11 protein-coding genes and 1 pseudogene are annotated in these 12109 nt (G+C 62.4%); 8 read left to right on the forward strand and 4 right to left on the reverse strand.

Annotation, left to right across the window (positions count from 1 at the left end; translation table 11 throughout):
* The first annotated feature begins 43 nt into the window (after positions 1–43).
* Both NKH52_RS32030 and NKH52_RS32035 read left to right on the forward strand, forming a co-directional pair.
* Positions 44–271, forward strand: coding sequence for a CopG family transcriptional regulator (locus NKH52_RS32030; protein ID WP_352679179.1), 228 nt, complete (start codon positions 44–46; stop codon positions 269–271).
* Positions 268–705 carry a TA system VapC family ribonuclease toxin gene (locus tag NKH52_RS32035; RefSeq protein WP_352736236.1) on the forward strand — a complete coding sequence of 146 codons (438 nt, stop codon included), beginning with the start codon at positions 268–270 and terminating at the stop codon, positions 703–705. Before NKH52_RS32030 ends, NKH52_RS32035 begins: the two co-directional genes overlap by 4 nt.
* A gap of 85 nt (positions 706–790) precedes the next feature.
* Here the strand turns inward: NKH52_RS32035 and NKH52_RS32040 are convergent, their stop codons facing one another.
* Positions 791–1381: a transglycosylase SLT domain-containing protein gene (locus NKH52_RS32040; protein WP_352736235.1), complete on the reverse strand. Its 591-nt coding sequence runs from the start codon at positions 1379–1381 to the stop codon at positions 791–793.
* Positions 1382–1597: 216 nt separating this feature from the next.
* On the opposite strand from NKH52_RS32040, the gene NKH52_RS32045 reads away from it, so the two are divergent.
* Positions 1598–3136 (forward strand): trimethylamine methyltransferase family protein, encoded by a 1539-nt coding sequence (locus NKH52_RS32045; protein ID WP_352736234.1) that lies wholly within the window; start codon positions 1598–1600, stop codon positions 3134–3136.
* Positions 3137–3193: 57 nt separating this feature from the next.
* Complete coding sequence (locus NKH52_RS32050; protein ID WP_352736233.1) at positions 3194–5620, forward strand: GcvT family protein; 2427 nt, start codon at positions 3194–3196, stop codon at positions 5618–5620.
* Between the two features lie 113 nt (positions 5621–5733).
* Here NKH52_RS32050 and NKH52_RS32055 read toward each other — a convergent pair whose 3' ends face one another.
* Positions 5734–6126 (reverse strand): DoxX family protein, encoded by a 393-nt coding sequence (locus NKH52_RS32055; RefSeq protein WP_352736232.1) that lies wholly within the window; start codon positions 6124–6126, stop codon positions 5734–5736.
* A 199-nt stretch (positions 6127–6325) separates the two neighbouring features.
* Here NKH52_RS32055 and NKH52_RS32060 point away from each other — a divergent pair, with 199 nt between their 5' ends.
* Positions 6326–6814: a hypothetical protein gene (locus NKH52_RS32060; RefSeq protein ID WP_206638022.1), complete on the forward strand. Its 489-nt coding sequence runs from the start codon at positions 6326–6328 to the stop codon at positions 6812–6814.
* A gap of 81 nt (positions 6815–6895) precedes the next feature.
* On the opposite strand, the gene NKH52_RS32065 is transcribed toward NKH52_RS32060, so the two are convergent.
* Positions 6896–7672 carry a VOC family protein gene (locus NKH52_RS32065; protein ID WP_352551717.1) on the reverse strand — a complete coding sequence of 259 codons (777 nt, stop codon included), beginning with the start codon at positions 7670–7672 and terminating at the stop codon, positions 6896–6898.
* Positions 7673–7838: 166 nt separating this feature from the next.
* On the opposite strand from NKH52_RS32065, the pseudogene NKH52_RS32070 reads away from it, so the two are divergent.
* Positions 7839–8578: pseudogene (locus NKH52_RS32070) on the forward strand (gamma-glutamylcyclotransferase).
* Positions 8579–8621: 43 nt separating this feature from the next.
* On the opposite strand, the gene NKH52_RS32075 reads toward NKH52_RS32070, so the two are convergent.
* The gene (locus tag NKH52_RS32075; protein WP_352736231.1) at positions 8622–9032 is read right to left on the reverse strand and encodes a hypothetical protein; all 411 of its coding nucleotides are present in this window, start codon (positions 9030–9032) and stop codon (positions 8622–8624) included.
* 249 nt (positions 9033–9281) lie between these two features.
* On the opposite strand from NKH52_RS32075, the gene NKH52_RS32080 reads away from it, so the two are divergent.
* Together NKH52_RS32080 and preA are read left to right on the forward strand one after the other, a co-directional pair.
* A complete protein-coding gene (locus NKH52_RS32080; RefSeq protein WP_352736230.1) occupies positions 9282–10646 on the forward strand; it encodes an NAD(P)-dependent oxidoreductase in 1365 nt (454 codons plus the stop codon).
* A 2-nt stretch (positions 10647–10648) separates the two neighbouring features.
* Positions 10649–11962 (forward strand): NAD-dependent dihydropyrimidine dehydrogenase subunit PreA, encoded by a 1314-nt coding sequence (gene preA, locus NKH52_RS32085; protein ID WP_352736229.1) that lies wholly within the window; start codon positions 10649–10651, stop codon positions 11960–11962.
* Positions 11963–12109 lie beyond the last annotated feature (147 nt).

Here is a 12109-nt window from a genome sequence, read left to right on the forward strand (position 1 = left end):
TTATGTGATGCGTGATGTTTGATGCGCATTAAGGAAACGTATTGTGAGAACGACGCTTGCAATCGATGACGATGTCCTCCTTGCCGCCAAGGCCATGGCGCAACAGCAGGATCGCAGCGTTGGCGAGGTCATTTCCGATCTGGTTCGCCGATCACTGCGCAGGCCGCAGTCTGGCGGTGAGCGCAATGGTATTCCCTTACTCTCATCGCGGCCCGACGGCCCGATGGTCGATCTGGAAATGGTCAATGCGCTTCGCGATGAACTGCCGTGACCTTCCTGCTTGACGTCAACGTCTTGATTGCGTTGATCGATCCGGCTCACGTTGCGCATGAAGATGCCCATCGGTGGTTCCAATCCACCGGGCATATATCATGGGCTACATGTCCCATTACCGAGAATGGTGTCATCAGGATTTTGAGCAGCCCGAAATATCCTAATTCTCCGGGTTCGCCCGCTGTCGTTGCGCAGATTGTCGGCAAACTACATACCCTTTCAGGACATCAGTTCTGGTCGGACGACATCAGTCTCGTCGGTTCCGGCGACATTGATGCAGCTAGAATCCTAACCTCGGCGCAAGTAACGGATAGCTATCTCCTGGGGCTCGCAAAGGCGCGTGACGGCAAATTGGCGACCTTTGACCGAAAGTTATCGACCGCGGCAGTAAAGGGAGGCAAGCCGACCCTCCATCTGATCCCGAGCGGATGAATTCGGAGGCCTGTTCCGATCAAGGCGACATCACTTTTCCGCAGCGCCAAGTGATTTCACTTGGCTGCGTAATGCTCCGGCAAAGTCAGTTGCCGCACTCACTCAGTTGCTGCGCATAGTCCCGCGCCATCTTGTCGGTGGCCCGGGCATAGCCCTGGACGCCGGCATCGCCCCGGTTGCCGCGGCCATAGGCGGTCCAGCCGAGATAGTAGGCCAGGTAGAGATTGTAGGTATCGTTGCGGGCGACGCCGTACGTGTCGGATGTCTTGGAATGGTACCAGCCGACAAAGTCGACGGCGTCGGCGAATTTCGTCCGCCGTGCCGCCCAGTTGCCGGTCTCGCGCTGATATTGCGACCAGGTGCCGTCCAGCGCCTGCGAGAAGCCGGTGGCCGACGAGACATGCTTCCACGGAATGAAGCCGAGCAGCTTGGTGCGCGGCGGCCGTGCATTGCTCTTGAAACCGGATTCCTTGCGCACCGTCGCCATCAGCACGGGAACGGGGATGCCGTATTTCTGCTGGGCGCGCTCGGCGGCTGACTGCCAGTTGTCGAACCAGCCGTCATTCTGGTCGAAGACGGCACAGACATTGTTGATGTGGCTGGGCGACGTGGCGCAGGCCGAAAGCGCCAGCAGCACGCAAACCGCACCAATTTTACTAAAACTCGAGCTACGCATCGGCAGAGCAATAGGCCGAAATCATAAAGGGAATCTTGCAGCGCTCGTTAACGCTTCGCCGGCGCAGTCTCTCAAGGAAATCCAGTATCGATAATCCGACGGACTTCGTCGCTTTTTCTAAACAGACATTGCAGAAATGCCGCCGTGGCTAAAATCGCGCCCGCAAACGACGTATTTCTGACAGCTTGCCCGGTTTGCCGGGGCTTTGATACCGGCATGAACGAACCAAGACGCAAACGCGGCGCCGAGCGCACCAGCAACAGAGGGCCATCGGCCATCCCGCAACTGCCGCTCAGGCGGGTGACAAATCCCTATCCGCCAATGGCCATGCTGTCGCCCGACCAGATCGAGCAGATCCATCAGGCGTCGATGCACATATTGGAGAATTTCGGCATCGAGGTGATGAGCCCGCGGGCGCTGTCGCTGTTCGAGAAGGCCGGCGCCAAAGTCGATCATGCCTCAGCCAATGTCCGCATCGATCGCGGCCTGGTCGAAGACGTGCTGAAGACCACGCAGTCCAGCTATGTGTTGACGCCGCGCAACCCGGCCAACGCGGTTCATCTCGGCGGCAACACCATCAATTTCACGCTCGTTGCCGGGCCGCCGAATGTGCACGACATGGAGCGCGGCCGCCGCGCCGGCAATTTGCGCGACTATGCGGATCTGACCCGGCTGGCGCAGCATTTCAACTGCATCCACATGCTGGGCAACCAGGTCTGCGCACCAGTGGAGCTGCCGGCCAATTCCCGCCATCTCGACACCTACTTCACTAACCTGACGCTGACCGACAAGAGTTTCCATGTCTCGGCGATCGGCCGAGGCAGGGCGCTGGACGGCATCGAGATGATGGCGATTTCGCGCGGGCTGACGCTCGACCAGATGCGCGACGATCCCGGCATCACCACGATCATCTCGGTCAACTCGCCGCGCCGCTTCGACGAGATGATGGCCGACGGCCTGATGACCATGGCCGAATTCGGCCAGTCGGTGGCGGTGACGCCGTTCACGCTGATGGGGGCGATGAGCCCGGTGACGCTGGCCGGCGCGCTGGCGCAGCAGAACGCCGAGGCGCTGTTCGGCGTCGTGCTGACGCAGCTTGTCCGTCCGGGCGCGCCGGTCATGTACGGCGCCTTCACCTCCAATGTCGACATGAAGTCCGGCGCGCCGGCCTTCGGCACGCCTGAGAACACCAAGGCCAATATTGCGTCGGGGCAACTGGCGCGGCGATACGGGCTGCCATACCGCACGACACCGGGCTCGGCTTCCAACGCCGCCGATGCGCAGGGCGCCTATGAGACGCTGATGGCGCTGTGGGGCGCGGTGCTCGGCCACGGCAACCTCGTCTACCACGCCGCCGGCTGGCAGGAGGGCGGGCTGACGGCGTCGTTCGAAAAACTCATCATCGATGTCGAGATGATCCAGCACATGATGGAATTCCTGCGCCCGATCGAGGTCAACGAGGCCGAGCTTGCCGTCGAGGCGCTGGGTGCGGTGCCGACCGGCGGCCATTTCTTCGGCGAGCCGCACACGCTGGAGCGTTACGCCACCGCCTTCTACCAGCCGATGCTGTCCAACTGGCAGAACTACGAGGCCTGGCAAGAGGCCGGCGGGCTCGACGCCACGGCGCGGGCGACACGGCTGTGGAAGAAGGCGCTGGAAGACTATGTCGAGCCGGTGATGGATATCGCCGTGCGCGAGGCGCTGGAGGCTTACATGGCCAAGCGCAAGGAAGCGATCGGGCAGGGCGAGCCGTGATCCCTCCCACCCAGATTCATCCTTCCCATCCAACTCACTGATATCAGAGAAAAATCCATGAAATCGCATGCAAAGGTCGTGGTCATTGGCGGCGGTGTCGTCGGGTGCTCCGTGCTGTTCCATCTCGCCCGCCATGGCTGGACCGATGTTGTCCTGCTGGAGCGCGATGAACTGACGTCGGGTTCGACCTGGCACGCGGCCGGCGGCATGCACACCATCAATGGAGACCCCAACGTCGCCAAGCTGCAGAAATACACGATCAACCTCTACAAGGAGATCGAGGAGCTTTCCGGCCAGGCGACCGGCGTGCATCTGACCGGTGGCGTGCTTCTGGCGGCAACCGAGGCGCGGCTGGACTGGCTGCGCGGCGTCGTAGCCAAGGGCCGCTATCTCGGTATCGAGCTTGAGGAGATCTCACCCAATGAAGCGGCGGAGCTGATGCCGCTGCTCGACCCCAGGCAGTTCGTCGGCGCCGTCAGAAACAAGGAGGATGGCCATCTCGACCCCTCGGGCGTCACCCATGCCTATGCCAAGGCCGCGCGGAAACTTGGGGCGGAAGTGGAGCGCTTCACCAAGGTCGAGGACATCGTGCGGCGGCCCGACGGGCTGTGGCGGGTCATCACCAACAAGGGCGAGGTGGTGGCCGAGCATGTCGTCAATGCCGGCGGCCTGTGGGCGCGCGAGGTCGGCCGCATGGTTGGTCTCGAACTGCCGGTGCTGGCCATGGAGCACATGTACCTGATCACCGAGGATATGCCGGAGGTCGCCGCCTGGAACGCCAAGACCGGCACCGAGATCATCCACGCGGTCGACTTCGACGGCGAGCTTTACCTGCGCCAGGAGCGCGGCGGCATGCTGATGGGCACCTATGAGAAGGCCAACAAGCCGTGGTCCGAATACCAGACGCCATGGAATTTCGGCCATGAATTGCTGGCGCCCGACATCGACCGCATCGCGCCGTCGCTGGAGGTCGGCTTCCGCCATTTCCCGGCCTTCCAGAACACCGGCATCAAGCAGATCATCAACGGCCCCTTCACCTTCGCGCCGGACGGCAACCCGCTGGTCGGGCCGGTGCGCGGCCTGCCGGGCTTCTGGGTCGCCTGCGGCGTCATGGCCGGTTTTTCGCAAGGCGGCGGCGTCGGCCTCGCTTTGTCGAACTGGATGATCGAGGGCGATCCCGGCGCCGATATCTGGGCGATGGATGTCGCGCGCTACGGCGACTGGGCGACGATGGCCTATACCAACGCCAAGGTGCGCGAGAATTATTCCAGGCGCTTTTCGATCCGCTTCCCCAATGAGGAGCTGCCCGCCGGGCGGCCGCTGAAGATGACACCGGTCTATGATCTGCTGTCTGCTGGGGGTGCGCAATGGGGCGTTGCCTATGGGCTGGAAGTGCCGCTGTGGTACGCGCCGGAAGGCGTCAAGGACGAATTCTCGTGGCGCCGCTCGAGCGACTTCACGCAGGTCGCCAGGGAGGTCGCGACGGTTCGTGACGGTGTCGGCCTGTCCGAGATTTCGAGCTTCGCCAAATACAAGGTGACGGGTGAGGGGGCGGCCGCCTGGCTCGACCGGATGCTTGCCTGCAAACTGCCGAAACCCGGCCGCATGACGCTGGCGCCGATGCTGAAGCAGGACGGCAGGCTGATCGGCGACTTCACGCTGGCCAATCTGGGGGAAGACGGCTGGTTCCTCGCCGGCTCCGGCATCGCCGAGCAATACCACATGCGCTGGTTCGAGCAGCACCTGCCAGACGACGGCTCGGTCCGCATCGAGGCGCTGGGTCAGAAGCTCAGCGGCTTGTCGATCGCGGGGCCGAAGGCGCGGGATGTGCTGGCAAAGGCCACGCGTTCGGATGTCTCCAATGCGGCATTTTCCTTCATGGCCATTGGCCGGATGGATATCGGCATGGCGCCGTGCCTAGTCGGCCGTGTGAGCTATACCGGCGATCTCGGCTACGAAATCTGGGTGGCGCCGGAATACCAGCGCGCCGCCTATCAAGCGCTGATGGCGGCGGGCGAGGAATTCGGCATCGGCCTGTTCGGCTCACGCGCCCTCAATGCGCTGCGGCTGGACAAGAATTACGGCTCATGGGGGCGCGAGTACCGGCCGATCTACGGACCGCTGGAAGCGGGGCTCGACCGCTTCGTTGCTTACGGCAAGGACGCCGATTTCATCGGCAAGGCCGCGGCGCTGGCCGAGCGCAAGCTGGGCGGCAAATTGCGCCTGCGCGCCTTTATCGTCGATGCCGACGATGCCGATGTCATTGGCGACGAGCCGATCTGGTTCGATGGTGCGGTGCGCGGCTGGGTGACGTCGGGCGGCTATGCGCATCATTCGAAGAAATCCGTCGCCATCGGCTATGTGCCGAAGGGGATCGCCGATGAGAGCGACGGCTTCGAAATCGAGCTGCTGGGCAAGCGCCATGCGGCGCGCATTCAGGCGGTGCCGCTTTTCGACGCCAATTTCGAACGGATGCGTGCCTGAAGCGCTTCGGCTTCGCCGATGCGCTTCAGATTCCTGTTTTGTGCATGTCGTTGTCCCAAAACCGCTGGGCACTTTTGGGCGACATGCACTAGGCACGCCCCTTCTTCTGGGCGTCAGGCGCTGCGGCGGTTGTCCAGCGCGAAGGCGCCCGCGCCCGCAAACACCAGATAGAGGAAGATGAAGCAGAACGAGATCGCCGAATCGCCGCCATTGTTGACCGGGAAGAAGTCGCGCGGCGCGTGCGCCATGAAATAGGCGATCGCCATTTCGCCGGCCAGAAGGAATGCCACGGGCCGCGTGAACAACCCGAGCGCCAGCAGGATGCCGCCGGCGAATTCGAGGATGCCGGCGGTCATGGTCAGCCCGGAAAGGGCGTGGGGATCGGCGCTGACGGGGAAGTTGAACAGTTTCTGGCTGCCATGCTCGATGAACTGCAGCGCGGTCACAATGCGCAGAATGCCGAGTGCCTGCGGCTGATATCTGGCAAGGCCGTCGAAAAGCTTCATCTAAAACTCCTTTAGCTTCCGGGATCGGCCATAGTTTATCACCCGGCATTGGACCATTCATTTCCCCTGGTTTGCCATCAACAATCAGTGATTGGGAATGTTCCCAATTCCCTTCAAGTTTTTCTCGCCAGGGTTGCATTAATACCTCTATGGTTGTATTAATGCGTGTACAACAATCTCAATGTGTGAGGGTCTTGCCATGAAAAAAGTCGTCATCAGCCTGTTCGCGATCGTCGCAGGCACCAGCTTCGCCATGGCCGAGGACGCCGGCTGTGAGGCCTTCAAATGGCCGGTGACGCGGGAGCAGACCCTGTTTGCCGCGGCACCGGCAACGCCGTCCGGAGCGGCGCTGGCGGTTGGTGCGGCTGCGGACCTGGCGCTGGTGCCGGTAGAGAAAGCCGGTTTTGCGGTGGCGCCCGAACGTGCGCCGGCATCAGACACGTTTGGGGCGGTCGCCAGCGTGGAAGTGCCATCCGAGGGAGCCATCCAGATCAGTCTCTCGGGGGAGGCCTGGATCGATGTCATCCAGGATGGCCAGGCCATCAAGTCGGCGGGCTATAGCGGCGTGAAAACATGCCCTGGCATCCGCAAGAGCGTGCGCTTCAAGCTTGCGCCCGGCCCGGCCACCGTCCAGTTCAGCGGCGCGAAAAAAGCTGAGCTGAAGGTTGCGGTGCTGGCGCCGGAATGAGACGGCGCCAGGCAGGGGTAGAGGCCTTCATCGGTGGTCTGATGAAAACCCGCGCTTTGTTTCAGCGGTGTTCGATCGCGGTCAGCGGACTGGCGCCATCAAGGCGAAGTGCGCGTCTTGCGGATCCTGGCATTGGACGATCCAACTGCCGCCGGGGACCTCCATCGGGCCCATCAGGATCTTGCCGCCATTGTCGGTGACCCGTTTTGCCGCCGCGTCGATGGCCGCAACGTTGAAGTAGAATTGCCAGACCGGCACCGGGATCTGCTCCGGCTTGTTCATGATGCCGCCGCCGGATTCGGGGCCAGCCGTAAAAGTCTGGTAAGTGCCCATCGGGCCCATGTCGAAATCGCCGGCGTCGACCCAGCCGAATTGCTCGGAATAGAAATCGAACGCGGCTTTCCAGTCGCTCGTATAAAGCTCGTGCCAGCCGATGTGGCCCGGCGTGCCGGCCGGCACGACAGGCTGGTCCGGGCCGTTCGGCTGCAGGAACATGAAGGTCGCGCCTTGCGGATCGGCGACGACGGCAAAGCGGCCGACGCCCGGAATGTCGTCGGGCCGCCGGTGAACGGTGCCGCCGGCTTTCTCCAGCGATGCCGTGGCGGCGTCGACATCCCTGGTGTGGATATAGCCAAGCCAGGCCGGCGGCATGCCCATCTTGGCGGCATCCTCGGGCAAGGTCATCAGGCCGCCGACGCCACGTTCGCCGACATTCATCACGATATAGCGCGGCATGCCGGGGGCTGTGTCGAAGGGCTGCGCCGTCCAGCCGACCACTTGGGTGTAGAACGCCTCGGCGGCGTCGAGATCTGATGTCATCAGTTCGTACCAGAAGAAGGGCATCGGGGTTTTTGGCATTTTCGGTCTCCTCACCTTTCATGCATCGATCGTCGTCCACCATAGGACGATCCTCACGACGGAAATCCGACATCGCCCGGACAACAATGGGCATGCGTGCCAAGCGTTCCCTGGTTGCACGCGCGCTGGTTTTCGATTTCTCTGCGGTCATGAGGGGTTGTCGTCCATGCGCTTGATGTCGCTCACGCCCGAGCTTGTCGCACTGTGCCATCGGGAAGAGGCCGATCCCGGCCCGGATCCGAGTTGGACAGACATGAACGACGAGGACTTTCGAGACCTTGCCTTGCGGCTGTCCAATGAAGCCGATGACGGACCGCTATGGGTGTTCGCCTATGGGTCGCTGATCTGGAAGCCGGAATTCGAGTCGGTCGAGCAACAGCTCGCCACGGCTTTGGCTGGCACAGGTCCTTCTGCCTCGACATGGTGCGGTGGCGCGGCAGCGCCGAGCAGCCGGGATTGATGATGGCGCTCGAACGGGGCGGACGCTGCAACGGGGTGATCTATCGCTTGCCGGAGGGCGAGAAACCGGCGCAGATTGAAAGGCTGCTGCGGCGCGAGATCAGCGACCACGAAAGCATCGAGACGGTCCGCTGGCTGCCGGTGCATACGCCGCAAGGCACGCTGCGCGCGCTCGGCTTCTGGGTCGGCGTGAAGGGCAGGGGAACGTCGCCGAACCAGCCGTTGGACAGAGTGGCGAGCGTGCTGGCCAGAGCCTGCGGGCATATCGGATCCGGCGCCGAATATCTCTACAACACGGTCAGCCATCTCGAGGAATTCGGCATCCATGACCGCAATCTGTGGCGGCTGCAGCAACTGGTCGCGGAGGAGGTCCGGGCTATCCATGGTGGTATGCCCGAGCCCGCTCCTAGAGCGGGCACCCTAATCAACGCCGCGCCACCAATCTGAGGTCTGTCCTATCCGGAGCGGATGGGGGTCGTGTCAGCTGTGGTCAGACCCAAGCAGCTGTGGCTTCACGAGCAATCACCTCAACCGTGCATTCGAGACTGAGCAACAGAAAATGTGAGCAGTCGTCTGTTGGACCTGGGATTGATCGCAACCAATGTGAGTTCTCCACCCGCAGGATGGGACACCTATAGGTGACTTGGCTGCCAGGATCTATCAACGGGACCGAGTCACCATCGCGGACATGGGCCAGTCCCAGCATGTCGTCGTGAGCCGAAAGGGCTAGCACTCTATGAAACTCTATTTTGAGGGTCCGTTCGGATGTCCCGATGAAGAAGTCGCCTTCAACGGTAAGTTCAAAGTGATTGTCGGATTTCAGACGCCAAACCTGACAGGCTGCCTGAGGTAAATCTTCCACGGGCTCCCAACGCTGAACCGTCTCCTGGTCATTGGTCATCATCCCCTCCACTTGTAAGAAAGCCGTGCACCCTCAAGCGCCTACCATCCCGTGCGCATCTCGAACAGCTTGACGCTACCTAGAGGCCATCCCATGCATGCTTTCATGAGTGGCAACGGGCGGATCAAACTTGAGGATTATTATCATGTTATTATCCAGCCTTTTCAGTGGCTTGCGCCAAAAATTGACCAATTGATAAAAAAATAAAACGTGCTAGCCTTCCTCAAAAGAAAACATGGGGAACTGACGATGCCAGAAGGCCAATTCAGGGAAGGCATTGCGGGCGGTAGGCTCTCGGCCGACCAGTATGCGGACAATTTTTCCGACTTGCACCCGCCGCTCGATCATCACGAGGCGCTGGTCGAATCCGATCGTTGCTATTTCTGCTACGACGCGCCGTGCATGAATGCATGCCCGACCTCGATCGACATTCCGCTGTTCATCCGCCAGATCTCGACCGGCAATCCGATCGGTTCGGCCAAGACCATCTTCGATCAGAACATATTGGGCGGCATGTGCGCCCGCGTCTGCCCGACCGAGACGCTGTGCGAGGAAGTCTGCGTGCGCGAGGTGGCGGAAGGCAAGCCGGTGCAGATCGGCCGCCTGCAGCGCTACGCCACCGATGTCGCCATGAGCGAGAACAAGCAGTTCTACCCGCGCGCCGAGCCGACCGGCAAGACTGTCGCCGTGGTCGGCGCCGGGCCGGCCGGCCTTGCGGCCGCGCACCGGCTCGCCCGCCACGGCCATGACGTGACCATCCTGGAAGCGCGCGCGAAGGCCGGTGGCCTCAACGAATACGGCATCGCCGCCTACAAGAGTGTCGACGATTTCGCCCAGGCCGAAGTCGACTACGTGACCGCGATCGGTGGCATCGACATCCAGAACGGCAAGGCGCTCGGCCGCGACTACCAGCTGTCGGACCTGATCCGCAATTACGATGCGGTGTTTCTCGGCATGGGCCTTGGCGGCGTCAACGCGCTGCGTGCTGATGGCGAGGAGGCCGACGGCGTCATCAACGCGGTCGAGTTCATTGCCGAACTGCGCCAGGCCAGCGACCTTTCCGGCCTGCCGGTTGGCCGCCGTGTCGTCGTCATCGGTGGAGGCATGACGGCCATCGACGCCGCGGTACAGTCGAAGCTGCTCGGCGCCGAGGAGGTGACGATCTGCTACCGGCGCGGCCAGGAGCACATGAACGCTTCCGAATTCGAACAGGATCTGGCGGCAGCCAACGGCGTCAGCATCCGCCACTGGCTGCAGCCGAAGCGGGTGATCGCCGAAGGCGGCAAGGTCACCGCCGTCGAACTCGAATACACGGCGCTGAACGGCGACAAGCTTGCCGGCACCGGCGAGACACTGACGCTCGTTGCCGACCAGGTGTTCAAGGCGATTGGACAGAGCTTCGTGCCGGCGGCTCTTAACGGCAGTGGTGCTTCGATCGACCTCGAAGCCGGCCGCATCAAGGTCGATGCGGAAGGGCGCACGTCGCTCGACAGGGTCTGGGCCGGTGGCGACTGCATCTTCGGTGGCGACGACCTGACCGTCTCGGCGGTCGCGCAAGGCCGTGACGCGGCGGAGAGCATCAATCGGGCACTGACCTCGAACGGGAGGGCATGAGCATGGCAGATATCAGAAACAATTTCGTCGGCATCAAATCGCCCAATCCGTTCTGGCTGGCCTCGGCGCCGCCGACCGACAAGGCCTACAACGTCATCCGCGCCTTCAAGGCCGGCTGGGGCGGCGTCGTGTGGAAAACGCTGGGCGAGGAAGGTCCGCCGGTGGTCAACGTCAACGGCCCGCGCTACGGCGCGATCTGGGGCGCCGACCGCCGCCTGCTCGGCCTCAACAACATCGAGCTGATCACCGACCGCGACCTGCAGGTCAATTTGCGCGAGATCAAGCAGGTCAAGAAGGACTGGCCCGACCGCGCCATCGTCGTCTCGCTGATGGTGCCATGCGTCGAGGAGGCCTGGAAGGCGATCCTGCCGGTGGTCGAGGAGACGGAGGCCGACGGCATCGAGCTCAATTTCGGCTGTCCGCACGGCATGTCGGAACGCGGCATGGGCGCGGCTGTCGGCCAGGTGCCGGAATATATCGAAATGGTGGTGCGCTGGTGCAAGCAGAACACCCGCATGCCCGTCATCACCAAGCTGACGCCCAACATCACCGATGTGCGCAAGCCCGCACGGGCGGCACATGCCGGCGGCACCGACGCGGTGTCGCTGATCAACACCATCAATTCAATCACCGGTGTCGACCTCGACAGCTTCGCGCCGCAGCCGACAATCGACGGCAAGGGCTCGCATGGCGGCTATTGCGGCCCGGCGGTGAAGCCGATCGCCATGAACATGGTCGCCGAGATCGCGCGCGATCCCGAAACCCGCGGCCTGCCGATCTCCGGCATCGGCGGCATCACCACCTGGCGCGATGCTGCCGAATTCATGGCGCTCGGCGCCGGCAATGTGCAGGTCTGCACGGCGGCAATGACCTATGGCTTCAAGATCGTGCAGGAAATGATCGCGGGCCTCGAAAACTGGATGGACGAGAAGGGGCACGCCTCGCTCAACGACATCGTCGGCCGCGCCACGCCCAATGTCACCGATTGGCAGTATCTCAACCTCAACTACGTCGCCAAGGCGCGTATCGACCAGGATGCCTGCATCAAATGCGGCCGCTGCCACATCGCCTGCGAGGACACTTCGCACCAGGCGATCACCAACATGGTCGACGGCGTCAGGCACTTCGAGGTGATCGAGGCCGAATGCGTCGGCTGCAATCTGTGCGTTAATGTCTGCCCGGTCGAGAACTGCATCACCATGGAACCGCTGGCGGCAGGCGTGATGGACCAGCGCACCGGCAGGCCGGTATCGCCGGTCTATGCCAACTGGACGACGCACCCGAACAATCCGATGGCCAAGGTGGCGGCCGAGTAGGGTTTCGCTCCAGTCCAAATGCCGTGTTTGGCAGAACTTGGGTTCCTCGCCCCCACGAATGTGGCTAGGGGATGCACACATCTTTTGAGGTGGATGACTCGCTTTTGATTGGTTGTCTGGCGTTGGGATGTGATTCTGTTGGCGATG

Origin of the sequence: Mesorhizobium sp. M1066, assembly GCF_040318635.1 — a bacterium.
Classification (GTDB): Bacteria; Pseudomonadota; Alphaproteobacteria; order Rhizobiales; family Rhizobiaceae; genus Mesorhizobium.